The sequence below is a fragment of the Solicola gregarius genome (assembly GCF_025790165.1).
GTDB lineage: Bacteria > Actinomycetota > Actinomycetes > Propionibacteriales > Nocardioidaceae > Solicola > Solicola gregarius.
Genome location: NZ_CP094970.1, coordinates 1,069,219 through 1,091,643, shown reverse-complemented (window position 1 = coordinate 1,091,643; position 22,425 = coordinate 1,069,219). Strand labels below are relative to the sequence as shown.

22 protein-coding genes are annotated in these 22,425 nt (G+C 69.5%); 15 read left to right on the top strand and 7 right to left on the bottom strand.

What is annotated here, in order from left to right:
- Nucleotides 1-95: 95 nt before the first annotated feature.
- Together L0C25_RS05480 and L0C25_RS05475 are read left to right on the top strand one after the other, a co-directional pair.
- Nucleotides 96-545: a HEAT repeat domain-containing protein gene (locus L0C25_RS05480; protein WP_271635425.1), complete on the top strand. Its 450-nt coding sequence runs from the start codon at nt 96-98 to the stop codon at nt 543-545.
- Between the two features lie 88 nt (nt 546-633).
- Entirely contained in the window at nt 634-1,245 is a 612-nt protein-coding gene (locus L0C25_RS05475) for a hypothetical protein (RefSeq protein ID WP_271635424.1), read from the top strand.
- A 77-nt stretch (nt 1,246-1,322) separates the two neighbouring features.
- Here L0C25_RS05475 and L0C25_RS05470 read toward each other — a convergent pair whose 3' ends face one another.
- Nucleotides 1,323-1,721 carry a hypothetical protein gene (locus L0C25_RS05470; RefSeq protein WP_271635423.1) on the bottom strand — a complete coding sequence of 133 codons (399 nt, stop codon included), beginning with the start codon at nt 1,719-1,721 and terminating at the stop codon, nt 1,323-1,325.
- A 140-nt stretch (nt 1,722-1,861) separates the two neighbouring features.
- Here L0C25_RS05470 and L0C25_RS05465 point away from each other — a divergent pair, with 140 nt between their 5' ends.
- Complete coding sequence (locus L0C25_RS05465; protein ID WP_271635422.1) at nt 1,862-2,767, top strand: MazG family protein; 906 nt, start codon at nt 1,862-1,864, stop codon at nt 2,765-2,767.
- 2 nt (nt 2,768-2,769) lie between these two features.
- Here the strand turns inward: L0C25_RS05465 and L0C25_RS05460 are convergent, their stop codons facing one another.
- Complete coding sequence (locus L0C25_RS05460; RefSeq protein WP_271635421.1) at nt 2,770-3,318, bottom strand: GNAT family N-acetyltransferase; 549 nt, start codon at nt 3,316-3,318, stop codon at nt 2,770-2,772.
- A gap of 108 nt (nt 3,319-3,426) precedes the next feature.
- Here L0C25_RS05460 and L0C25_RS05455 point away from each other — a divergent pair, with 108 nt between their 5' ends.
- Nucleotides 3,427-4,470, top strand: a complete 1,044-nt coding sequence (locus tag L0C25_RS05455; protein WP_271635420.1) for a glucose 1-dehydrogenase — start codon at nt 3,427-3,429, stop codon at nt 4,468-4,470.
- 6 nt (nt 4,471-4,476) lie between these two features.
- On the opposite strand, the gene L0C25_RS05450 is transcribed toward L0C25_RS05455, so the two are convergent.
- Nucleotides 4,477-6,969, bottom strand: coding sequence for a bifunctional salicylyl-CoA 5-hydroxylase/oxidoreductase (locus L0C25_RS05450; protein WP_271635419.1), 2,493 nt, complete (start codon nt 6,967-6,969; stop codon nt 4,477-4,479).
- A gap of 56 nt (nt 6,970-7,025) precedes the next feature.
- On the opposite strand from L0C25_RS05450, the gene L0C25_RS05445 reads away from it, so the two are divergent.
- A complete protein-coding gene (locus tag L0C25_RS05445; RefSeq protein WP_271635418.1) occupies nt 7,026-8,165 on the top strand; it encodes an acyl-CoA dehydrogenase family protein in 1,140 nt (379 codons plus the stop codon).
- Nucleotides 8,166-8,175: 10 nt separating this feature from the next.
- Here the strand turns inward: L0C25_RS05445 and L0C25_RS05440 are convergent, their stop codons facing one another.
- Complete coding sequence (locus tag L0C25_RS05440) at nt 8,176-9,186, bottom strand: amidohydrolase family protein (protein WP_271635417.1); 1,011 nt, start codon at nt 9,184-9,186, stop codon at nt 8,176-8,178.
- Nucleotides 9,187-9,278: 92 nt separating this feature from the next.
- On the opposite strand from L0C25_RS05440, the gene L0C25_RS05435 reads away from it, so the two are divergent.
- From L0C25_RS05435 to L0C25_RS05415, 5 genes are all read left to right on the top strand, one after another.
- Nucleotides 9,279-10,106: an enoyl-CoA hydratase family protein gene (locus tag L0C25_RS05435; protein WP_271635416.1), complete on the top strand. Its 828-nt coding sequence runs from the start codon at nt 9,279-9,281 to the stop codon at nt 10,104-10,106.
- A complete protein-coding gene (locus tag L0C25_RS05430) occupies nt 10,106-10,858 on the top strand; it encodes an SDR family NAD(P)-dependent oxidoreductase (protein ID WP_271635415.1) in 753 nt (250 codons plus the stop codon). Before L0C25_RS05435 ends, L0C25_RS05430 begins: the two co-directional genes overlap by 1 nt.
- Nucleotides 10,855-11,256, top strand: a complete 402-nt coding sequence (locus tag L0C25_RS05425; protein ID WP_271635414.1) for a RidA family protein — start codon at nt 10,855-10,857, stop codon at nt 11,254-11,256. Before L0C25_RS05430 ends, L0C25_RS05425 begins: the two co-directional genes overlap by 4 nt.
- A gap of 204 nt (nt 11,257-11,460) precedes the next feature.
- On the top strand, nt 11,461-12,270 hold the full coding sequence (locus L0C25_RS05420; protein WP_271635413.1) for a methyltransferase domain-containing protein: 810 nt from the start codon (nt 11,461-11,463) through the stop codon (nt 12,268-12,270).
- Between the two features lie 87 nt (nt 12,271-12,357).
- Nucleotides 12,358-13,650, top strand: coding sequence for an HAD family hydrolase (locus L0C25_RS05415; protein WP_271635412.1), 1,293 nt, complete (start codon nt 12,358-12,360; stop codon nt 13,648-13,650).
- 3 nt (nt 13,651-13,653) lie between these two features.
- On the opposite strand, the gene L0C25_RS05410 is transcribed toward L0C25_RS05415, so the two are convergent.
- The 3 genes from L0C25_RS05410 to L0C25_RS05400 form a co-directional block, all read right to left on the bottom strand.
- Complete coding sequence (locus L0C25_RS05410; RefSeq protein ID WP_271635411.1) at nt 13,654-14,640, bottom strand: PaaX family transcriptional regulator; 987 nt, start codon at nt 14,638-14,640, stop codon at nt 13,654-13,656.
- Nucleotides 14,637-16,241 (bottom strand): AMP-binding protein, encoded by a 1,605-nt coding sequence (locus L0C25_RS05405; RefSeq protein WP_271635410.1) that lies wholly within the window; start codon nt 16,239-16,241, stop codon nt 14,637-14,639. The genes L0C25_RS05410 and L0C25_RS05405 overlap by 4 nt, the downstream gene beginning before the upstream one ends.
- 217 nt (nt 16,242-16,458) lie before the next feature.
- A complete protein-coding gene (locus tag L0C25_RS05400; RefSeq protein WP_271635409.1) occupies nt 16,459-17,481 on the bottom strand; it encodes a 1-aminocyclopropane-1-carboxylate deaminase in 1,023 nt (340 codons plus the stop codon).
- 228 nt (nt 17,482-17,709) lie between these two features.
- Here L0C25_RS05400 and eno point away from each other — a divergent pair, with 228 nt between their 5' ends.
- The 5 genes from eno (at nt 17,710) to L0C25_RS05375 (ending at nt 22,423) form a co-directional block, all read left to right on the top strand.
- Entirely contained in the window at nt 17,710-18,993 is a 1,284-nt protein-coding gene (eno, locus tag L0C25_RS05395) for a phosphopyruvate hydratase (RefSeq protein WP_271635408.1), read from the top strand.
- Between the two features lie 4 nt (nt 18,994-18,997).
- Nucleotides 18,998-19,588 carry an FtsB family cell division protein gene (locus L0C25_RS05390; protein ID WP_271635407.1) on the top strand — a complete coding sequence of 197 codons (591 nt, stop codon included), beginning with the start codon at nt 18,998-19,000 and terminating at the stop codon, nt 19,586-19,588.
- A 100-nt stretch (nt 19,589-19,688) separates the two neighbouring features.
- Nucleotides 19,689-20,258, top strand: a complete 570-nt coding sequence (locus L0C25_RS05385) for a DUF501 domain-containing protein (RefSeq protein ID WP_271635406.1) — start codon at nt 19,689-19,691, stop codon at nt 20,256-20,258.
- Complete coding sequence (locus tag L0C25_RS05380) at nt 20,255-21,184, top strand: Ppx/GppA phosphatase family protein (protein WP_271635405.1); 930 nt, start codon at nt 20,255-20,257, stop codon at nt 21,182-21,184. Before L0C25_RS05385 ends, L0C25_RS05380 begins: the two co-directional genes overlap by 4 nt.
- Before the next feature lie 219 nt (nt 21,185-21,403).
- Nucleotides 21,404-22,423 (top strand): trypsin-like serine peptidase, encoded by a 1,020-nt coding sequence (locus L0C25_RS05375; RefSeq protein WP_271635404.1) that lies wholly within the window; start codon nt 21,404-21,406, stop codon nt 22,421-22,423.
- The last annotated feature ends 2 nt before the right edge of the window (nt 22,424-22,425 follow it).

Sequence of the window (22,425 nt, the reverse complement as noted above, 5' to 3'; positions counted from 1 at the left end):
GGAACTGCCCCACTGCACCCCGTTTGCGCTGGTCGGTACGTACGAGCGCGCCTGGTTTGGTGGCGCAGTCACATTCGCGCAATCTCGGTGGCGTGATGGCGTCGGCCCCGCGCTCGTCACCGGGCTGGGCGACTCGCACGCGTCGGTACGTCGTGCCGCTCGGCGCGATCGGCGAGCCGTCGGGACTCGACCCGCTCCTCGCGTTGGCACGCGACGATGACCTGCTCGTGCGCGCGGCGGCGCTCGAGGGGTCGGCGGGGCTAGGGTGCCCAGCCCCCTTGCGTACGTTGGCGATCGCGGGTGTCGGTGACGATGCGTGGCAGGTACGGGTCGGTGCCGTGCGGGGACTTGCGGCCGTCTCGGGTGACACCGCGCTCGCGGCGCTGGCCTCGGCGGTCGCCGACCTGCACGCGGACGTACGAAAGGCGGCAGTGATCGCCCTGGGCGACCATGCGGCCGACCCGGTCGCCGCCGACGCCCTCGAACGTGCGGCGAAGGACATCGACGCCGATGTACGCGGGTACGCGCGCCGCGCAAGTGCGTAGCGCGAGCGGGCTGCAGCACCCCGCGTCGGCGATCCGGGTACGCCCCGTAAAGTTGCCCCGGAACACCTGCGCGCAATGAGGAGTGCTTGTGAAACGGATCCGGGTCGGCATGGCTGCCGCCGCGATGCTCGCGTTGAGCGCCTGCGGATCGATGCATCCGGGCGCGGCCGTCGTCGTCGGGGACGTGTCGGTCTCGGCCGACAAGGTCGACGACCTGGCCGACAACCTGTGCGAGGCGATCAGCGCCAGCGGGCAGACCGGAGTGGGTGGCAAGGATGCGCGCCAGCAGGCGGCGAACCTGATGCTCACGCTCACCGCCGCCCGCGAGGCGGCCGACGAGCTCGGCGTCGAGGTCGAGCCGAGCCAGTACGCCGTGACGAGCGACGACACGGCTTCCCTCGAGTCGCAGTTCCCCGACGCCGACACCGACGAGCTCTCCAAGATCATCGCGATCAGCAAGGAGTCGAGCGCGTTGGTGACCGCGATCGGCCAGGACCAAGCCGGTTCCGACGCTTCGGCCAAGCAGGCGCAGCAGGCCGGCCAGGCGTACCTCCAGGACTTCATCGCCGACGCCGATGTCTCGATCGACCCGCGCTACGGGCTCGACGACACCGGCCAGCCGAAGGACGACACCGACTCGCTCTCCGTACGCGTGACGGATCCGGCAGAAGACCTGCCGAGTACGCAGCAGTGCAGCTGAGCTAGCGCCCGGACAAATCGACATTTGTTAGGCCCGGGCATAACAAATGTCGATTTGCTCGGAGCGAAGCCGGCCGCTCAGGCCGTGCCGCTCTCCTCGTCGTAGCCGCAGACCTGGTTGTAGTACGAGACGTAGACGCCGACCGTCACCTTGGCGCCCTCGGGGTAGCTGCGGTTGTAGTGCGTAGCCGGGCTGCTGCTGGTGCCCGTGCTCTTGAGCGTCTCCTTGAAGTCGCCGTTGACGTAGACGTGCGCACGGACACTGTGTCCGTCAGACCGTCGGTCATCGATGTAGAAGTGCTCCCCGTCGTCCACGAACTTCGCGGAGCCGGCCTCGTTCGCGACACCGCACTCCCGGCTCGACTCTGCGTCGGTCCAGACCTCGAAGCCCGAGCCGGCGGCCGCGAGGGGTGTCGTGGTGGCGATCAGGGCGGTCGCGGCCGCCGCGACAGCGGCGGACCGTGCCAATACCTTCATTCGTCCTACTCCTTCGTCGGTTACGTGGAGTCACCAACGCTAATGCAATCGTAGGATTGTTGACAATTGTTTAATGCCGAACGACCGCCGATCCGCCCACCCGACGTCGGGCGCGAGCGGTCCACAGGCACACTTGGCAGATGCCACTGCGTGCGCTGATCACGAGCGCGGCCGTCCCGCCCGGCACGCTCACGCTGGAGGCGTGGGACGCGCTGCGGGCAGCCGCGCTCGTCGTCCCCGCCGACCCGGACGACCCCACTGCGCTCGCGGTACGCGAGTCCGGTATCGCGCTCGCGGCGTCGGCCGAACCACCGGGCGACGACCTGCCCGAGCGGCTGGCACGCCTCGGCGGCGACGCCGTCTGGCTCGCTCCCCGCGGGGAGGTCGACGCATCGGGTCTCCCGGCGATCGTGGGCTCGGCCGATCCGTACGGGGGTGCGCTCGTACGACTCGTGTCGGTGATGGAGCGGCTGCGTCGGCAGTGCCCGTGGGACGCCGAACAGACCCACGAGTCGCTCGCGACGTACCTGCTCGAGGAGACGTACGAGACGCTCGAGGCCCTCGACGACGGCGACTCCGACCTGCTGCGCGAGGAGCTCGGCGACCTGCTCCTGCAGGTGTACTTCCACGCCGAGATCGCGGCAGAGGTCGACGAGTGGACCGTCGACGACGTCGCGCAGGGCCTGATCGACAAGCTGGTACGTCGGCATCCGCATGTCTTCGCCGGCGTCGACGTACGCCACGCGGCCGACGTCGAGGCGAACTGGGACCGACTCAAGGCGACCGAGAAGCGGCGCGACTCGGTGCTCGACGGTGTACCCGCGGCGCTCCCGGCCCTCGCGTACGCCGACAAGGTGGTGACCCGGCTGCGGCGTGCAGGAGTGCTCGAGGCGACGAACGCGCCTGCCGGCGACCCCGACGACGACGAGTCGCGGGTCGGTCGCGAGCTGCTCGAGACGGTGCTCGCGGCGCGGTCCGAGAACGTCGACGCGGAGCGTGCCTTACGTCGCGCGACCCGCGAGCTCGCCCGCCGCGCGGAGCGCTGACGTCAGCCGGGCGGCTTGTCGTTCAGAATCCGCTGGAAAATATCGTGGTCGCCCCACGCGCCGTCGATGAACAGGTAGCTGCGGGCGTGCCCGATCTGCTCGAACCCGCACTTGCGCAGCACGGCCTGTGAGGCCAGGTTGTCCGTGAGGGTGCCGGCCTCGATGCGATGTAGGCCGAGGTCGACAGCGGCGTCGCACGCGTACTCGACGGCGGCGGTCGCGAGTCCGCGCCCGGTGTGCTCGCGGTCGACCCAGTAGCCGACATGCGCAGAGTGCGCGGCGCCGCGCACGATCGTGTTCAGGTTGATCCGTCCGACCACACTCTCGCCGGCGAGGATCAGCCAGCCGGCCGCCCGCCCGTGCTGGGCGGCTTCGAGCGAGATGCCGAGCGACTCGCGTTGGCCCGCGGCGGTGTAGAAGATGTCGGTCCGGCGCGGCTCGTACGGCGCCAGGTGGTCGCGGTTGTGCCGGTAGGCAGCGGCGAGCGCCGCTGCGTCGGAGAGCCGGGGCGGCCGGATGTCGTAGTGCTCGAGAATCCGCTCCGCATGCATGGCTGCAGCCTACGGCCCGTACTGCACGGCTTCGTGATCGTGGGTACGTTGAGCTGGCGAGCGTCGCGCCGAGTGGGCGCGGCGTCGCTGGTGACGAGGAGGCACGGCATGCAAGCGATCACGGTCGTACCGGGTCAGCCCGACTCCGTCGGGGTCAGCGAGGTCGCCGACCCCGAGGCGTCGCCGGACCTGCTGTTGGTCGAGGGAAGGCTGATCGGGATCTGCGGCACGGACGCCGACATAGTGGAGGGGTACGGCTGGCTGCCACCCGGAAAGGACCGCCTGGTGATCGGGCACGAGTCGCTCGGGGCCGTCCTCGATGCGCCCGAGGGCAGCGGCTTCGCCGCGGGCGACCTGGTCGCCGGGATCGTCCGGCGGCCGGATCCGGTCCCGTGTCCGGCGTGCGCACGCGGGGAGTGGGACTTCTGCCGCAACGGTCGCTACACCGAGCGCGGCATCAAGGAGCTCGACGGGTACGGCTCGCAGCGCTGGCAGATCGAGCCGGAGTACGCGATCAAGCTCGACCCCGCGCTCGGCGACTGCGGAGTGCTGATCGAGCCCGCGTCGGTCGTCGCCAAGGCGTGGGACCAGACCGAGCGGATCTTCGCCCGCTCGACGTGGCGTCCCGAGGTCGCGCTCGTCACCGGCGCGGGGCCGATCGGGCTGCTCGCCGCGATGATGGGCGTGCAGCGCGGTCTGGACGTACACGTACTCGACATCGTCGACTCGGGCCCGAAGTCGCAGCTGGTCGCCGATCTCGGCGCGACGTTCCATACCGGCGACGTACACGACCTGGGTCTGGAGCCCGACGTGGTCATCGAGTGCACCGGACACGGCCCGCTCGTGGTCGACCTGGCGACCGTCGTCTCGCCCGCGGCCGTCATCTGCCTCACGGGCATCTCCTCGGGTACGCGCTCGGTTCCGGTCGGCGCAGACCAGCTGAACAAGGAGATGGTGCTCGAGAACACCGTGGTGTTCGGATCGGTCAACGCCTCGCGGGCGAACTTCGAGCAGGCGGCGGATGCGCTCTCCCACGCCGACGTCGGCTGGCTGGCTCGACTGATCAGCCGGCGGGTGCCGATGAGCGACTTCACCGACGGGCTCCACAAGCATCCCGACGACGTGAAGGTCGTCGTCGACCTCCGCGCCTGACCCTCCTCAGCGTGTGGGGAGGCGGCGCGGTGGCGGCGCGGCGTCGGGACGGCCGGTCTGCGGCTTGCGGCGTCCGGCCCGCCACGGCAGCGGCCAGGTGACCCCGGGGCCGTCGTAGTCCTGCTCGACGGCGGCGTGCAGCGTCCAGTTCGGGTCGTACAGATGCACGCGACCGAGCGCGCACAGGTCGGCGCGGCCGGCGAGCAGGATCGAGTTCACGTCGTCGTACGACGAGATCACGCCGACCGCGATGGTCGGAATGTGCAGCCGGTTGCGGATTCGGTCGGCGTACGGCGTCTGGTACGAGCGCCCGAACGCCGGTTGCTCGGCGGACGTCACCTGCCCGGTCGACACGTCGATCGCCGCGGCACCCGCCGCCTCGAACGCCTGGGCCACGCCGAGCGCATCGTCGGGGGTGAGGCCGCCGTCGCACCAGTCGGTCGCCGAGACGCGTACGGTCATCGGCCGATCCGCCGGCCACGCCTCGCGCATCGCTGCGAACACCTCGAGCGGGAAGCGCAGCCGATTCTCCAGCGAGCCGCCGTACTCATCCGTGCGCTGGTTGGTGATCGGCGAGATGAACCCCGACAGCAGATAGCCGTGCGCGCAGTGCAGCTCGACCAGGTCGAAACCCGCGTCCGCCGCACGCACCGTCGACGCGACGAACTGCTCCCGAATGCCCACCAGCTCGTCGCGGGTCAGCTCGCGCGGCACCTGGTTGACGTCCGGGTTGTACGCGACGGGCGACGCCGCAGCGACCGCCCAGTTGCCCGACTCGAGCGGCTGGTCGATGCCCTCCCACATGAGCCTGGTCGAGCCCTTGGCGCCGGAGTGCCCCAGCTGTATGCCGATCTTGGTCTTCGTCTCCGCATGCACGAAGTCGGTGATGCGCCGCCACCGCGTCGCCTGCTCGTCGCTCCACATGCCTGCACAGCCTGGCGTGATGCGGCCCTCCGGGGACACGCAGACCATCTCGGTCATCACGAGCCCTGGGCTACCGAGGGCCTTGCCGGTCAGGTGGGTGAAGTGGAAGTCGCCGGGCATGCCGTCCCGCGCGACGTACTGGTCCATCGGCGAGACGACGACGCGGTTCTGCAGCTCCAGCTCGCCGAGCCTGAACGGCTGGAACATCGGCGGGCTCAAGAGATCGCGCGGAGAGGGCTCGCTGGGTTCGCGGGCCTGGGCATCCCGACCGGCAGCGTTCTCGTCACTCGAAGCACGACCGGGTGCGCCCTCGTTCCTCGGCCTTGCCGGATCGGGCGCCCAGACCCGCTCGCTTTCCAGCGCCCCTCTCCGCGCGACCTCTACGTCTCCCGGCGCGTGGCCGCGTTCGCGTTCGTGCTCTGCGAACCACGCGTCGACCCGTGCGACGAACTCCGGATCGCGCATCCGCAGGTTGTCGTACGTGATGCGCCGGCTGCGGGTGAGGATGTTGAACGCGAACTGCAGCGGCTCTTGGTGCGTGTACTGCGAGAGGTCCTCGAACCATTCCAGGCTCGCCTGCGCCGCGCGTTGCGTCGACTCGACGACGGACCGACGCTCGGTCTCGTACGCCGCGAGGGCATCGCCGAGCGCGGTGTGTTCGTGCAGGCACGCAGCGAGCGACAGGGCGTCCTCCATCGCGAGCTTCGTACCGGAGCCGATCGAGAAGTGCGCCGTGTGCGCGGCATCGCCGAGGAGTACGACGTTGTCGTGCACCCACGACTCGTTGCTCACGGTCGTGAACGTCACCCACCGCGAGTTGTTCGCCATCACGTCGTAGCCGCCGAGCTCGTCGGCGAACAGCTCGCGCACCCGCGCGATCGACTCCTCGTCGGACTCGCCGGGCGCGAGCTCGCGGTCGCCGAGCGTACGGTCGAACCCGGCCTCGCGCCACACCGACTCGTTCAGCTCGACGATGAACGTGCTCGCCTTGTCGTCGTACGGGTAGCCGTGCAGCTGCATGATGCCGTGCGGGGTGTCGCGGATCGAGAACGTGAACGACTCGAACACCCGTGACGTGCCGAGCCACATGTACTTGCAGCGGCGTTCGTCGAGGTGCGGCCGGAACGCGCCGGCGTACGTCCGGCGGATGGCCGAGTTGAGCCCGTCGGCAGCCACCACGAGGTCGTACTCGCTGCGCAGGACCTCGACGTCCGGCGCCTCGGTACAGAACCGCACGTCGACTCCCAGCTCCGCGCAACGCTGCTGCAGCAGCTCCAGCAGGCGTTTACGTCCCATCGCGGCGAATCCGTGGCCGGAGCTGGTGATCACCTCGCCTCGGTAGTGCACGTCGATGTCGTCCCAGCGGGCGAACTCCGCCTCCAGCTGCGCGTGGAACCGCGGGTCGGCGTGCTCGATGCCGCCGAGCGTCTCGTCGGAGAACACCACGCCGAAGCCGAACGTGTCGTCCGCCGCGTTGCGCTCCCACACGGTGATGTCGTGTTCGGGCCCGATCTGCTTGGTGAGTGCGGCGAAGTACAGACCCCCCGGGCCGCCGCCGATGACCGCAATCCTCATGGGTTCATATTGCGTGTTCTTGACGGGCGTTGTCAATGCGGCATAGCCTGGGTGGCATGTCCTTTGCGTTGACGCCGACCCAACGCGCGTACGTCGAGCGGGTCCGTGCGCTCGCGCAGACCGACCTGTCCGGCGGACCGCAGGGTGACTCCGACCGGGTCGACCGCGAGCTGCTCGGCACGCTCGGGCGACTCGGGCTCCTGCGCGGGCTGTTCGGCGGCGAGCCCGACGAGCCGCCACGCGACGCTGCCGCGATGCAGCTGTGTCTGCTACGCGAGACCATCGCGACGGTCAATACCCATGCGGAGACGGCGCTCGCGCTGCAGGGCCTCGGCAGCTACCCCATCCTGCAGGCCGGCGCCCCGGCCGCGGTCGAGCGATGGATGCCCGGTGTCGTGTCCGGGGATGTCGCTGCCGGGTTCGCGTTGTCCGAGGCCGGTGCAGGGTCCGATGCCGCGGCACTCGCGCTCCGTGCGGAGCCCGATGGCGAGGGTTGGCGGCTGTCGGGGGAGAAGACCTGGATCTCCAATGCGCCCGACGCCGACGTCTACACCGTGTTCGCGCGTACGACCCCTGACACGCGCGCTCGGGGTGTGACGGCGTTCGTCGTCGCCGGAGACGCCGAGGGGCTCGCCGGCGAACCCATCGACCTGCTCTCACCTCACCCGATCGGTCGGCTGACGTTCGACGGTGTACGTGTGGAGCGCTCCGACGTACTCGGGGAGGTCGACAAGGGATTCGCGGTCGCGATGCGCACCCTCGACCTGTTCCGGCCGAGTGTCGGCGCCTTCGCGGTGGGCATGGCGCAGGCGGCGCTCGACGCGGCGCTCGCGTACGCGAACGAGCGACAGGTGCACGGCGCCCCCTTGATCGAGCAACAGTCCGTCGCGCACACCCTGGCCGAGATGGCCACCCGTCTCCAGGCATCGCGTCTGTTGGTGTACGCGGCGGCCTCGGCGTACGACGACGGCGCGGACGCGCGGCACATCACCACGTCGGCAGCGATGGCCAAGCTGCACGCAACCGAGGCGGCGCAGTACGTCGTCGACCAGGCAGTACAGCTCCATGGGGCAAGGGCGTTGCAGCGCGGGCACCTGCTCGAGCAGCTCTATCGAGACGTACGCGCGCCGCGCATCTACGAGGGCGCGTCGGAGGTCCAGCGCACGATCGTCGCGCGCGGGCTCGGCAAGGGCTGAAGTGCCGCGGTCAGCCCAGTCCGAGGAGCGAGCGCGCGTTGCCGTGCGCGATCTTGCGCCGGTCGCTCTCGCTGATCGGTGCCCGCTCGATCCACTCCGCGGCCATCGCGGTGTCGGCGTACGGGTAGTCGACGGAGAACATGATCCGGTCGGCGCCGACCGTGAGGATGGCGTTGATCAACGCCTGGTCGGAGAAGTTGCCGCTCGTCGTCACGTGCAGGTTGTCGGCGAAGTACTCCGGGAGCGTCTTGTCGAGTCGCTTGTCGAACGGGTTGAGGTCGAAGCAGTACTGCGTACGCCACAACATCGCCGGCAGGCCCTCGCCGAGGTGCCCGAGGACGACCTGCAGGTCGGGGTGGCGGTCGAAGACGCCGCCGAGCACGAGGCGCAGCGCGTGGGTCGCCGTCTCCGTGCCGAAGCCCCACGTGGCGCCGACCATCTCGGGGTGGTCCTCGAGCACTCGGCCCGCGCCGGGCAATGCCGGGCGAGGGTGCAGGTACACCGGCACGCCGAGGTCGGCCGCGGCGCGCCAGAAGACGTCGAACTCCGGTTCGTCGTAGTACGCGGCGTGCTCGGCATCGCCCACATTCGTGTACCCGTTGACCATTGCGCCGACGAACCCGAGCTCACGGACGCATCGGCCCAGCTCATCGGCGGCCGCCGACGGATCCTGCAGCGGCACGGTCGCGAAGCCTGCATACCGATCGGGGCGCCGCTCGACCTGCTCGGCGAGCAGGTCGTTCGCCGCCAGTGCGGCAGCGGCCGCCGTCTCGGCGTCGGTCAGTCGCTGTACGCCGGGCGCGGTCAGCGACAGCACGGCACACTCGATACCGTGCTCGTCCATCGCCCGCAAGCGCTCGCCGTCGAAGTCCGCGAGGCGATGCATGATCGGCTCGTAGTACGACGGCATGACGCCACCGCCGGCCGACACGCGCGCCAGCTCGTCGGGGTCACCAAGGACACGATCGACCGTGTTCCTGTCGAGAAAGTGCTCCTCGAGCGCGACCTTGCCCAGCGCCATGCGATCCCCCAAAGTTCGGCGTCAGTGCTCGGCGCCGTTCTAGCACATGGCACCCAATCAGCGCAGGTACGACCCAGCCCCAAGGAGACCGGATGACTCGATATCGCGCCTCGGCACCGATCACGAACGACTGGCAACACTTCGGGTTCGACGTCGCCGACGGCGTTGCGACCGTGACGCTGAACCGGCCCGACAAGCTGAACGCGCTGACGTTCGAGAGCTACGCCGACCTGCGCGATCTGCTACACGAGCTGCCGCATCGCGACGATACGAGGGTGCTGGTGATCCGCGGCGAGGGTGCGGGATTCTGCGGCGGTGGTGACGTCAACGAGATCATCGGCGAGCTGATCGCGATGGACGCTCATGACCTGATGGGCTTCACGAAGATGACCGGCGACGTGATCAAGGCGATGCGTGAGTGTCCGATCCCGATCATCGCGTCGATCCAGGGCATCGCGGCCGGCGCGGGCTCGGTGGTCGCTCTCGCCGCCGACTTCCGGATCGTCGCGGCCTCCGGCCGGTTCGCGTTCCTGTTCACGAAGGTGGGCCTGTCTGGAGGGGACATGGGCGCGGCGTACCTGCTGCCCCGGGTTGTCGGCGCCGGCCGAGCGACGCAGCTGCTGATGCTGGGCGACACGATCGACGCCGAGACCGCCGACCGGTACGGCCTCGTCAGCGAGCTGGTCGCGGACGACGAGCTCGTCGAGGCGACCGCGAAGCTCGCGCGTCGGCTCGCGGACGGGCCGACGCTCGGGTACGCACAGACCAAGGCCCTGATCACTCGCGAGCTCGATATGCCGTTGGGGGCATCGGTCGAGCTCGACGCGATGACGCAGGCGCTGTTGATGACGACCGAGGACCACGCGGAGTTCCACGCCGCGTTCAACGAGAAGCGGCGGCCGCAGTGGAAGGGACGTTGATGTCTCGCGTGTGCATGGTCACCGGCGCCGGACAGGGTGTCGGGCGTGCCGTCGCGTTGTCGCTGTCGGCGTCGGGCCATCGGGTCGCCCTGGTCGCCCGTGGCACGGAACGGCTCGAGTCGGTGGCCGCGGAGCTCCCTGGGCCCGCGCTCGTCGTACCCGCCGATGTGACCGATGCGGCTGCGCTCGATGCGGCTTTCGCAGCGGTTGAGGGCGAGTGGGGGCCGGTAGAGGTGCTCGTGTCGAACGCCGGGTCGGGTACGGCGGCGCCGCTTGTCGACACGACGGACGAGCAGTGGCAGCAGGCATTGGAGCTGAACCTGACGGCGCCGTTCCGGTGTATGCGCAGGGCGCTTCCGAGCATGGTGGAGGCGAGGTGGGGCCGAGTCGTGGTGATCGCGTCCGTCGTCGCCAAGCGTGGCGAGTCGCAGGTCAGCGCGTACTCCGCGAGCAAGCACGGCGTGCTCGGCCTGGTACGCGCGGCGGCGGCCGAGGTCGCCCGGTCGGGGGTGACGGTCAACGCGGTGTGTCCCGGATACGTCGACACGCCGATGACCGACACGACCGTCGAGGCGATCGCGCAACGTACGGGGCGCTCGCTCGAGGACGCGCGACAGGTGTTGGCGCGCCGGCAGCCGATCGGCCGGCTCGTCACGCCCGACGAGGTCGCGCAGGCGGTCGACCTGTGCGTAGGCAGTGCGGCGATCAACGGACAAGGCATCAACGTCGATGGAGGAGCGGTGCAGTCATGACTTCTGGCCTGGAGCGAATCAATCCGGATCAGCTCGCGCCGGCAACCGGCTTCAGCCATGCCGTGCGTACGAGCGGGGTGACGGTTCACCTCGCAGGACAGACCGCGCTGAATGCCGACGGCAGGATCGTCGGCGACGGGATAGTGGAGCAGTTCGAGAAGGCGCTCGGCAACCTGCTCGCGGCGCTGGACGCCGCGGGCGGTACGCCCGATCGCCTTGCCTCGTTGACGGTCTACCTCGTCGACATCGAGGACTACAAGGCCAACATGCGCGAGATCGGCCGCGTCTGGCGGCGTCTCGTCGGATCCGACTACCCCGCGATGGCGGCCGTCGGCGTCACGCGGCTCTGGGATGTCGAGGCGCTGGTCGAGGTGCAAGGCACCGCGGTGCTGGAGTAGGCCGTGGCGGCCGGGGCGACGCGGGTCGAGGGCGAACGTTGCCCCGTCCGCGTACGCCTTGCACGGCAAGCGTCTGCTGTGCATGGTGTCTACGCCGTGCACAGTGCACGTTTACCATGTAAACATGGTAAACATACAACCGGCGTGGCCGGGATGTGAGACGAATCGTTCCGCCTGGTGAACACCGAGGCGTACGCTGCGGCCATGACCGACGCGGAACAAGCCTATGGGCAAGGGCATGCGGAGAGCGTCGTACGCAGCCAGCACTGGCGCGATGTGTCGAACTCCGCGGGATACCTCGCCCCGCACCTGAGTCCCGGCCAGGACGTGCTCGACGTCGGCTGCGGGCCTGGCACCATCACCGTCGACATCGCGGCGAGAGTCGCACCCGGGCGCGTGCACGGCATCGACCCGTCCGCCGACGTACTCGACCAGGCGCGCGCCAACGCCGAGCGCGCCGGTGTCGACAACACCACTTTCGCGACCGATGACGTCTACGCGCTCGACGCGGAGACCGACTCGTACGACGTCGCACACGCCCACCAGGTGCTGCTGCATCTGACCGATCCGCCGGCCGCGTTGCGCGAGATGATGCGCGTCGTACGCCCGGGCGGGATCGTCGCCGCCCGCGACAGCGACTACGGCGGGATGATCTGGTACCCCGAGGACCCCCGGCTCGACCGCTGGCTCGAGATCTACCACGATGTTGCCCGCGGCGGCGGAGCCGAACCGGACGCCGGACGTCGGCTGCTCGCCTGGGCGCATGCGGCAGGCGCCAAGGATGTCACGCCCAGCGCGTCGACCTGGTGCCACTCGACACCGGCGGACCGCGAGTGGTGGGGCGGCATGTGGGCCGACCGCATCCTGCACTCGCGCATCGCCGAGCTGGCAACCGACGGCGGGTACGCGACCCGCGCCGAGCTGGAAGACGTCTCCGCCGGATGGCGGGAGTGGGTCGACCACCCGGACGGGTGGTTCGGCCTTCCGCACGGCGAGATCATCATCCGGGTCTGACGCGCCCGCGGCGTTCGGGCCGTGCGAGTGCGCCGCGGTTGTGCCAGCATGGCGAACCGACAGCGCCAACCCGCATGGAGACCCGTGATGCCGAAGCAACGCCGCGTCCTCACCGCCGCCACAGCTCTCGCTGCCGCGTGCATGGCACTCGTACCTCTCGGCGCCGGGGCGTCGACCGGAGACGACGCCGCGCCGCGTACGGGATGGTGTCCGCAGCTGCAGCGCGCGGACGAGTGGTACGGCGACAACGCGGCGCAGGTCCAGCAGACGATCGACGAGCGGGGTCGATGCTCCGACTCGTACGACCCGCACGCCAAGCCGGTCGCGGTCTTCGACTGGGACAACACGGTCATCAAGAACGACATCTCCGACCAGACGATCTTCTGGATGCTGCGGCACGACAAGATCCTCCAGCCGAAGGGCCAGGACTGGCGCAACACCAGCCGCTACATGACCGACGCCGGGGCAGACGCGCTCAGTGCGGCGTGCGGAACGGACGTACCCGCAGGCGAGTCGCTGCCCACCAGCACCGACATCGGCTGCGCCGACGAGCTCCTGTCCGTACGCAAGGACGCCGTCACGACCGACGGTGATGCGGTGTTCGAGGGCTACGACCACCGCATCATGGAGGCCAGCTACGCGTGGGTCGCACAGATCAACGCGGGTTACCGTCCGGCGGAGGTACGGTCGATCGCCCGGCACGCTCGACGGGAGGCGTTGTCGAACCCGGTCGGCGCCACCCAGCAGGTCGGCTCGAGCACCGAGGTGGCGTGGATCCGTTACTACCCACAGATCCGCGACCTGATCCGGACGCTGAAGTTCGCCGGGTTCGACGTGTGGGTGGTCAGTGCATCGCCCAAGGAGACGGCCGACGTGTGGGGCATCGGCGTCGGCGTCCCGCGGCACCACACGATCGGCATCCGTTCGCTGACCACCAAGGGCGTGCTCAACGGCCACCTCGAGGGCTGCGGCGGCATCGCCGACGGCGACGACGCGATCATGCCGTACATCGACGGCAAGCGCTGCTTCATCAACAAGGAGATCCTCGGCATCGAAGGCGAGGCGCAGCTCGACCCCGCGCCGGCCGACCAGCGTCAGGCGCTCGCGGGCGGCGACGCGACGACCGACGTCACCATGCTCCGCGATGCGACCGGCGTACGGGTCGCGCTCAACCGCAACAAGGACGAGCTGATGTGCCGGGCCTATCACAACCTCGACGGCCGTTGGGTCGTGAACCCGATGTTCATCGAGCCGATGCCGAAGCGCGAGGAGCCTTACCCCTGCTCGACGACGGCGTACGAGGATGCCGACGGCAACCTCGGCCCGGTCATCGACGACGACGGCAACGTCATCCCTGACCAGGAGGACACCGTCTTCTGACGGTCACTCGCGCAGCAGGGCATGTGCGTGCCGGTCGGCCGCAGGGCGCATCCGCTTGTCGAGCTCGGCGAACAGCTCGCCGGCCCGGATGCCCGACCAGTCGTCGGGCAGGTACGCGAGCGGCAGCCCCGGGTCGAGGTACGGGAGACGCCGCCACCGGGTCAACAGCGGCACGTACGTGCGGAACGCATCGCCCGGATCGGCGTCGGGCGCATCGCGCGCGGACGCGTAGAGCGCGATGAACTCGCGGTACAGCGCATCGACCGTGTCGAGATCCCACCACTCGCGTACGCGGCCGGTCGCGGCGCCGACGCCGAGGTAGTCGCCGCGGAAGAACTCCGTGTACGCGCTGAGGTCCATCCGCTCGAGCGCGTGCAACGCCTCGTCGTACAAGGGTCCTGGTGCGATCCACACACCCGGCGCGACCGACCCGAAGCCGAGCCGGCCGAGCAGGGTGCGCAATGAATGCCGCTTGGCGCGTTCGGACTCCGGCACCGAGAAGACGACGACCAGCCAGCCGTCGTCGGCCGTCGCGCGCGGGCGCTCGAAGATACGTACGTCGCCCTCGCGGAGCAGCTCGACCGTCTGCTCCGAGAGCGCGTAGCCGGCGCGGCCGTCGCGGCGGACGCTCTGCAGCATGGAGCGCTTCTTCAGCCGGGACACCGACGAGCGTACGGCCGCCGCGTCGACGTCGAGCTCGGCCATCAGTCGTACGAGCGAGGCGACCGAGAGCCAGTCGTGTTCGTCGCGCGCGTACAGGCCGTAGAGGCTGGTGATGAGCTGGCGCGGTGGAAGGGCAGCGGCACCTCTTGGTCGCGCTCGGTCGTCCGCTCGCTGCGCGGACGTCGCTCGTCCCTCGCGCCGGCCGCTGCGCTCGCTACCTTCCTCGCCGCGACCTCTTGGTCGCGCTCGGTCGTCCGCTCGCTGCGCGGACGTCGCTCGTCCCTCGCGCCGGCCGCTGCGCTCGCTACCTTCCTCGCCGCTCGTCATGCGCGGAGGCGGAACCGTTGCAGTTTGCCGGTCGCCGTCCGCGGCAGCTGGTCGAGGAACTCCAGTGCCCGCGGGTACTTGTACGGTGCGATCTGCTGTTTGGTGAAGTCCTGCAGCTCCTTGCGCAACTCATCGCCGCCGACGATGCCGTTCTGTAGGACGACGTACGCCTTGACGAGCGTGCCACGGGCCTCGTCGGGCACACCGACGACGGCGCACTCCGCGACGTCGTCGTGCAGCAGCAACGCCTCCTCGACCTCGGGCGCGGCGATGTTGTAGCCGGAGGAGACGATCATGTCGTCGCTACGCGCCTGGTACCAGAAGTAGCCGTCGTCGTCCTCGAGGAACGTGTCGCCGGTGATGTTCCAGCCGTTCTTCACGTACGAGGTCTGGCGCGGGTCGGCGAGGTAGCGGCAGCCGGTCGGGCCCTTGACGGCAAGGCGGCCGACCGTGCCGGGCGGGACCGGTGCGCCCGCGTCGTCGACAACGGTCGCGACGTACCCGGGCACGGCGCGACCGGTCGAGCCGGGCCTGATGTCGTCGCCCGAGGCCGAGATGAAGATGTGCAGCATCTCCGTCGCGCCGATGCCGTTGATCAGGCGGACGCCCGTCGCATCGCGGAACGCTTCCCACGTCGCCGCCGGCAGGTGCTCGCCCGCGGACACTCCTGCCCGCAGGCTGTCGAGCAGGCGTACGTCTCCCGTCGCGAGCATCGCGCGGTAGGCGGTGGGCGCGGTGAAGCAGATCGTCGCGCTGTAGTCGTTGATGAGGCTCGCGAGCTCCGCCGGGCTCGCCTTCTCGATCAGCAGTGTCGAAGCGCCTACGCGCAGCGGGAACACGACGATTCCGCCGAGCCCGAACGTGAAGGCCAGCGGGGGAGTGCCGGTGAACACGTCGTCGGCGTGCGGTCGAAGCACGTGCTTGGAGAAGGTGTCGGCGTTGGCGAGCACGTCGCGGTGGAAGTGCATGGTGGCCTTGGGCTTGCCCGTCGTACCCGAGGTGTACGCGAGCAGCGCGACGTCGTCGGCGGCGGTCTCGACGTCGTCGTGGGTGATCGGCTGCCGTTCGATCAGCCGGGTCAAGTCGTCGTCGCCGTCGCCGCCGTACGGGACCGCCGGCGCGGCGAGTCCGGCGGCGTTGAGGTCGTCGAGGAAGCGGTGGTCGCACAGCGACACGGCGACCTTGGCGCTCTCGTCGATCGCCGTGAGCTCGCCGGAGCGCAGCAGCGGCATCGTGGTGACGACGACGGCGCCGGCCTTGAGCACGCCGAGCCAGCAGGCGACGAGCCACGGGTTGTTGGGGCCGCGCAGCAGCACCCGGTTGCCGGGGACGATGCCGACGTCGTTGCGTAGGTGGTTCGCGATCTTGTTGGAGATCGCGCGCAGGTGTCCGTACAACCAGGTCTGCTGGCCGGGGGCGTGCAGGCACGGGCGGTCGGCGCCGTGCTTGTCGATGACGTCGTCGAGCAGGGCCGTTGCGCAGTTCAGCCGGTCGGGGTACTGCACGTCGGGGAGGTCGAACAGGAACTCCGGCCACTGCTCTGCGGGCGGCAGGTTGTCGCGACAGAACGTGTCGGTATGGGCCGAGGGTGACAGCTCCATTGGTGGCTCCCTGTGCGTATGGGCCGCCCGAGTCCGGGCCGAGGGTGTGACGGCCACCCCCAACGTATTGCTATTTCGTTACGGTAGTCAAGAACGCGCGATGGGTGGTGCGGAGTACGCCGTTGCGATCTGGGCGTCCCCGGTCGCAAACGGAATGTGATCTGGGCGTCCCCGATCGCAACGGCTCGCGCCCGCCCGCCCGCCGCGCGCGTGCGACTCAGCCGAAGGCACCGGAGTACGCGTTCAGCGCCGGCTGCCCGCCGAGATGGGCGTACAGCACGGTGCTGTCGCTGCCGATCTCGCCGTCGCGGACGAGGTCGAGCAGCGCGGCCATCGACTTGCCCTCGTACACCGGATCGAGGATCACGCCCTCGAGCTCGCCGGTGAGGCGGATGGCGTCGATGGTCGACCGCACCGGGATGCCGTACGCATCGCCGGCCCAACCGGGCAGCACGGTGATCTCGTCGTCGCGCAGCTCGCGGCCGAGTTCGAGAAGCGAAGCGGTACGCCGCGCGATCCGCTCCACCTGGGCTCGGGTCTCGTCGATCTTCGCCGACGCGTCGATACCGATCACCCGGCGCGGGCGATCCTGACCCGCGAAGCCGGCGATCATCCCGGCGAGCGTCGACCCGGTCACCGCACACACCACGACCGTGTCGAAGAAGACGCCGAGCTCGGCCTCCTGTGCGCGTACCTCGTCGGCCCACCCCGCGAAGCCGAGCCCGCCCAGCCGATGGTCGGAAGCGCCGGCCGGGATGCCGTACGGCACACCGCCGCGCGAGCGTACGTCGTCGAGTGCGGACTCCCAGCTGTCCTTGATCCCGATGCCGAAGCCGCTCGGGTCGAGCCGCACCTCGGCCCCCATGATCCGCGACAGCAGGATGTTGCCCACCCTCTCGTACATCGAGTCTGTATTCACCGAGTCGGGCCAGTCGACCCAGCGCTCCTGCACGAGCACGGCCTTGAGACCCACCCGCGCCGCGACCGCCGCAACCTGGCGCGTGTGGTTCGACTGCACCCCACCGATCGACACGAGTGTGTCGGCACCCTGGGCAAGCGCGTCGGGGACCAGGTACTCGAGCTTGCGCACCTTGTTGCCGCCGTACGCCAGCCCGCTGTTGCAGTCCTCGCGTTTCGCCCACACCCGCGCACCATCGAGATGGTCCGACAGCCGCTCCAGCGGGTGAACCGGGCTCGGTCCGAACGTCAGCGGGTAGCGGGGGAAGTCCTCGAGCGGCATGTGGTCCTCCATCGGGTCGTGGGCGCGCTGTCAGTACACACCACGGCGCTTCGGGGTCCATGTGGCATCGGTCCAATAGGTTTGGACCGATGCCACATAGACCCCGAAGCAGCGGCCACCCCCGGACGCCACCCACCGGCGCTGCGACTCGGTCCGTACGGGGCCGTCGTCTACGCTGGTACGCGCGGCGTCGCCGCCTGTCGAACCCACCAACGCCGAGGAGTACGAGTGGCAAGCATCGAAGCCGTCGGAGCCCGCGAGATCCTGGACTCCCGGGGCAATCCGACCGTCGAGGTCGAGGTCGCGCTCGACGACGGGACGATCGGGCGGGCAGCTGCCCCGTCGGGTGCGTCAACGGGTCAGTTCGAGGCGGTCGAGCTGCGTGACGGGGGTTCCTGGTACGGCGGCAAGGGCGTCGAGAAGGCCGTGCTCGGCGTACTCGACGACATCAACCCGGCACTCGTCGGCTTCGACGCCGACGAGCAGCGCCTCGTCGACCAGGCACTGGTCGACCTCGACGGCACTCCCAACAAGGCGAAGCTCGGCGCGAACGCGATCCTCGGGGTGTCCCTCGCCGTCGCGAAGGCCGCCGCCGAGTCCGCCGACCTGCCACTGTTCCGCTACGTCGGCGGGCCGAACGCCCATCTGTTGCCCGTACCGATGATGAACATCCTCAACGGCGGCGCGCATGCCGACACCGACGTCGACATCCAGGAGTTCATGATCGCGCCGATCGGTGCGCCGACGTTCCGCGATGCGATGCAGCAGGGCGCGCAGGTCTACCACGCGCTCAAGTCCGTGCTCAAGGAGAAGGGTCTCGCCACCGGACTCGGCGACGAGGGCGGCTTCGCGCCGAACCTCCCGAGCAACCGGGAGGCGCTCGACCTGATCGCGCAGGCCGTCGAGTCCACCGGGCTCGAGCTCGGCACCGACATCGCGTTCGCGATCGACGTCGCCGCGAGCGAGTTCGCCGCCGACGGCGCGTACGTCTTCGAGGGCGCGAGCAAGTCGGCGGAGGAGATGACGGAGTACTACGCAGGACTCGTCAACGACTATCCGATCGTGTCGATCGAAGACCCGCTCGACGAGGAGGACTGGGCCGGCTGGACTACGATCACCGGCGAGCTCGGCGACAAGGTGCAGATCGTCGGCGACGATCTGTTCGTCACAAACGTCGACCGACTGCGCCGCGGCATCGACGACGGTGCCGCCAACGCGCTACTCGTCAAGGTCAACCAGATCGGCTCGCTGTCGGAGACCCTCGACTCGGTCGATCTCGCGCACCGCAACGGCTTCCGCTGCATGATGAGCCACCGCTCGGGCGAGACCGAGGACACCACGATCGCCGATCTCGCCGTCGCGACGGGTTGCGGGCAGATCAAGTCCGGCGCACCCGCGCGCTCCGAGCGCGTCGCCAAGTACAACCAGCTGCTGCGCATCGAGGAGCTGCTCGACGACGCTGCGAGGTACGCCGGCCGCGGCGCCTTCCCGAGGCTGCGTACCGACGGTTGATCCGATGACGAGCAAGCGGCGCACCCCACGCTCCCGTCCCGCCGGGCGGGCGGGAGCGGTGCGCCGTGTACGCGCTCCCGCTGGCCCGCCCGACGAGGAGCCGCAGCAGTCCGGCGGCGGCTCCCGGCTGACCGGCCGCGCGGCGGTGCTGTTCCTCGTCATGCTGGTGCTGCTGATCTCGTACGCCTCCAGCCTGCGGGCGTGGCTGCAGCAACGCGAAGACACCGCGCAGGCCCGGGCGGACATCGCCGCGGCTCAGCAGAGCATCGACGAACGCGAACTCGAGAAGGCTCGGCTCGACGACCCGGCGTACGTCGAGAAGCTTGCACGCGAGCGCTTCGGCTGGCTACGACCAGGTGAGACGGGCTATACGACGCTCGACGAGAACGGCGACGTCCTCGGTGGCGACGGCGAGCTCACCGAACCCGACGGTGGCGACGACTCGACCGGCGATGATGAGCAGTGGTACACGACGGTGTGGGGCAGCGTGCAGAGCGCCGGCGAGGAGCCCGCAGACCAGACCGCAGACGAGCCGGAACGCAAGCAGAAGGACAAGAAGCCGAAGATCGTCCGGCCACGCGGGATGAGGCAGTGACGCAACCCAGGTCGTGTCCTCGGACTCCGCACCGATCCGCGAGCGGGACTCAGCGCCCGATCCGGCAAGGCGCGGGAGTGAAATTGGAGTGGGTCCTCCTATGAACGACCGTAACGCAGCCGGTCGGGATGCGGAGGCACGCGAGCCGGTGCGGGGTCCGGGGACACGGCCTAGCCCTGCCGTCGACCCGGCCGACCTCGCCGCCGTCGCCGAGCAGCTCGGCCGACCGCCGCGTGGGGTGCGCCGCGTCGCCGCCCGGTGCCCCAGCGGACATCCGGCCGTCGTCGAGACCGAACCGCGCCTTGCGGACGGCACGCCGTTCCCGACGCTCTACTACGTCACCTGCCCGCGCCTGACCGGCGCGATCGGCACGCTCGAGGGCTCGGGCCTGATGCGCGAGATGAGCGAGCGCCTCGCGTCCGACCCCGCCCTCGCCGATCGGTACGCCCGCGCGCACGAGCGCTATCTCGAGCAACGTGACGCGATCGCGCACGTACCCGAGATCGCTCGGGTGTCCGCAGGGGGGATGCCGACTCGGGTCAAGTGTCTGCACGTACTCGTCGGGCAGTCGCTCGCCGAGGGCTCCGGCGTCAACCCGCTCGGCGACGAAGCGCTCGCGCTCCTTGCGGGGTCGTGGCCGACGGGCCCCTGCGCGGGGAAGTCCGGATGACTCGTGTCGCCGCGATCGACTGCGGCACGAACTCGATCCGGTTGCTGATCGCCGATCTCGACGCCGCTTCGGGCACCCAGCTCGACCAGGTACGCGAGGTGCAGATCGTCCGCCTGGGCCAGGGCGTCGACCGTACCGGCCGGCTCGACGACGAGGCCGTCGCGCGTACGCTCGCCGTCTGCTCGGAGTATGCGGAGACGTGTCGCGCGTACGCCGTCGAGGCGATCCGGTTCTGCGCGACGTCGGCCGCGCGCGATGCCGACAACGCAACGGAGTTCCGTGCGTCGGTACGCGAGCTGCTCGGCGTCGACGTCGAGGTGTTGTCGGGCGACGAGGAGGCAGCACTCGCGTACGACGGCGTCGTACGCGTTGCCGGCGACCTCGCGACGCCGATCCTGGTCGCGGATGTCGGTGGCGGGTCGACGGAGCTCATCCTGGGCGATGCGTCGGGAGTGTTGGCGGCTCGTTCGCTCGACATCGGGTCGGTACGTATGACCGAGCGACACCTTCGTACCGACCCGCCGACCGCCGCGGAGGTCGCCGAGGCCTCCAGCGACGTCGACCGGGCCGTGAGGTCCAGTCAGGTGCCGATCGGCGATGCGGCGACTGTCGTGGGTGTCGCCGGGACGTGCACCAACATCGCCGCGTACACGCTCGGCCTCACGGCGTACGAGCGCGACCGTGTTCACCTCGCGCGCTTCGACCGTGGTGACGTGGTCGTGAGCTGTATCGAGCTGCTGCACATGACGGTTGAGCGTCGGCGGGCGATTCCGTTCATGCATCCCGGTCGCGCCGACGTGATCGGCGGCGGCGCGCAGATCGTCGAGCGGTTGCTCGCCAACGTGGAGGCGACGGTCCCGTTCGTGGTGAGCGAGCACGACATCCTCGACGGGATCGCGTGGTCGGTGGCGCGTCCGCTCGGCTGATCCGCCGCTCGGATGTTTACCATGTAAACATGGTAAACATCCGCCTTGCACGGCGAATTCGCCATGCAACGCGTACCTTTACCATGTTTACATGGTAAAGGTACGTCGGCGGCGACCGCCGAAATCCCGCAGATCGCGTAGCCGCCGCCACCGCGCTCGGCTGATCCCCTGGTCAGGTAGCCTCTGGGCGGTCAAGTCTCGGGAGAGTGGGGAAAACGAATGTCACTGTCAGTCCGAATGATTGCCGTCGGCGCGGCCGTCGCGCTGACCGGCGGGTTGGTCGCCGGGTCCGCCGGCGCCGATCCGACCGATACGCGTACGAGCGCAGCGAGCCGGCCAGACGATGTCGCCGTTGCGCGCCAGGCCACCGACGCACGTGCGGGCCAGACCGCGGCGGAGTACTGGACTCCCGAGCGGATGGCGGCGGCGAAGCCCGCCGTGAGCCAAACGCGCCCGAGCGATCTGAAGAACCCCCCGAAGATGCCCGCCGAGGAGCGCGTGGCACCGGGCAAGGGTGCCAAGCCGATCGCCGGCGAGGTCGGCGCGAACCGTTCGACGGAGCGCAAGAGCAACTCGCGCAGGGTCGGCAAGATGTTCTACAAGTTCGGTAAGCAGAACTGGGTCTGCTCCGGTTCCGTCGTGAACTCCAAGCAGAAGAACATGGTCGTCACCGCCGCGCACTGCCTGTGGGACAAGAAGAAGGGCTGGGCGAAGAAGATCATCTTCGTACCGGGCTACAAGAAGGGCAAGTCGCCGCACGGCCGCTGGTACGCCGAGCTCAAGGTGATCCCGAAGCGCTGGAAGAAGTGGGGCGGCCGCTCGGAGCTCCCGCAGGCCGACTACGGCATCATGCTGGTCGAGAAGGTCGGCGGCGGCAAGGACATCGCCAAGAAGGTCGGCGCGTACGGCATCCAGTGGAACGCGAAGTTCAAGCGGAAGTTCCGCGCCACCGGCTACCCGTCGTTCCACACCGGCGGCGGAGTGCAGAAGACGTGCAAGGCTCGCAGCCACCTGTGGAAGAAGTACTCCTCGCCCAAGTCCGGCTGGGGTCTGCTGAAGATGAAGTGCCGTGCGGTCACCGCCGGCTCCAGTGGCGGGCCGTGGCTCCACAAGGGCTACATCAATGGCCAGAACGCCTTGGTCAACAGCTTCAAGCGGCCGCGTTGGGTCGCGACGCCGTGGTTCGCCGGCGGTGTGGCCAAGATCTACAAGAAGTACCGCAACAAGGATCCGAGGTAGGA

Coding starts and splice junctions, on each gene's coding strand:
- L0C25_RS05465 (WP_271635422.1), top strand. CDS start 1,862: ATGCCACTGCGTGCGCTGATCACGAGCGCGGCCGTCCCGCCCGGCACG.
- L0C25_RS05375 (WP_271635404.1), top strand. CDS start 21,404: ATGTCACTGTCAGTCCGAATGATTGCCGTCGGCGCGGCCGTCGCGCTG.
- L0C25_RS05400 (WP_271635409.1), bottom strand. CDS start 17,481: ATGCCGCTCGAGGACTTCCCCCGCTACCCGCTGACGTTCGGACCGAGC.
- L0C25_RS05390 (WP_271635407.1), top strand. CDS start 18,998: ATGACGAGCAAGCGGCGCACCCCACGCTCCCGTCCCGCCGGGCGGGCG.
- L0C25_RS05450 (WP_271635419.1), bottom strand. CDS start 6,969: ATGAGGATTGCGGTCATCGGCGGCGGCCCGGGGGGTCTGTACTTCGCC.
- L0C25_RS05455 (WP_271635420.1), top strand. CDS start 3,427: ATGCAAGCGATCACGGTCGTACCGGGTCAGCCCGACTCCGTCGGGGTC.
- L0C25_RS05405 (WP_271635410.1), bottom strand. CDS start 16,241: ATGGAGCTGTCACCCTCGGCCCATACCGACACGTTCTGTCGCGACAAC.
- L0C25_RS05430 (WP_271635415.1), top strand. CDS start 10,106: ATGTCTCGCGTGTGCATGGTCACCGGCGCCGGACAGGGTGTCGGGCGT.
- L0C25_RS05435 (WP_271635416.1), top strand. CDS start 9,279: ATGACTCGATATCGCGCCTCGGCACCGATCACGAACGACTGGCAACAC.
- L0C25_RS05440 (WP_271635417.1), bottom strand. CDS start 9,186: ATGGCGCTGGGCAAGGTCGCGCTCGAGGAGCACTTTCTCGACAGGAAC.
- L0C25_RS05410 (WP_271635411.1), bottom strand. CDS start 14,640: ATGACGAGCGGCGAGGAAGGTAGCGAGCGCAGCGGCCGGCGCGAGGGA.
- L0C25_RS05445 (WP_271635418.1), top strand. CDS start 7,026: ATGTCCTTTGCGTTGACGCCGACCCAACGCGCGTACGTCGAGCGGGTC.
- L0C25_RS05480 (WP_271635425.1), top strand. CDS start 96: ATGGCGTCGGCCCCGCGCTCGTCACCGGGCTGGGCGACTCGCACGCGT.
- L0C25_RS05385 (WP_271635406.1), top strand. CDS start 19,689: ATGAACGACCGTAACGCAGCCGGTCGGGATGCGGAGGCACGCGAGCCG.
- L0C25_RS05425 (WP_271635414.1), top strand. CDS start 10,855: ATGACTTCTGGCCTGGAGCGAATCAATCCGGATCAGCTCGCGCCGGCA.
- L0C25_RS05460 (WP_271635421.1), bottom strand. CDS start 3,318: ATGCATGCGGAGCGGATTCTCGAGCACTACGACATCCGGCCGCCCCGG.
- L0C25_RS05470 (WP_271635423.1), bottom strand. CDS start 1,721: ATGAAGGTATTGGCACGGTCCGCCGCTGTCGCGGCGGCCGCGACCGCC.
- L0C25_RS05380 (WP_271635405.1), top strand. CDS start 20,255: ATGACTCGTGTCGCCGCGATCGACTGCGGCACGAACTCGATCCGGTTG.
- L0C25_RS05415 (WP_271635412.1), top strand. CDS start 12,358: ATGCCGAAGCAACGCCGCGTCCTCACCGCCGCCACAGCTCTCGCTGCC.
- L0C25_RS05420 (WP_271635413.1), top strand. CDS start 11,461: ATGACCGACGCGGAACAAGCCTATGGGCAAGGGCATGCGGAGAGCGTC.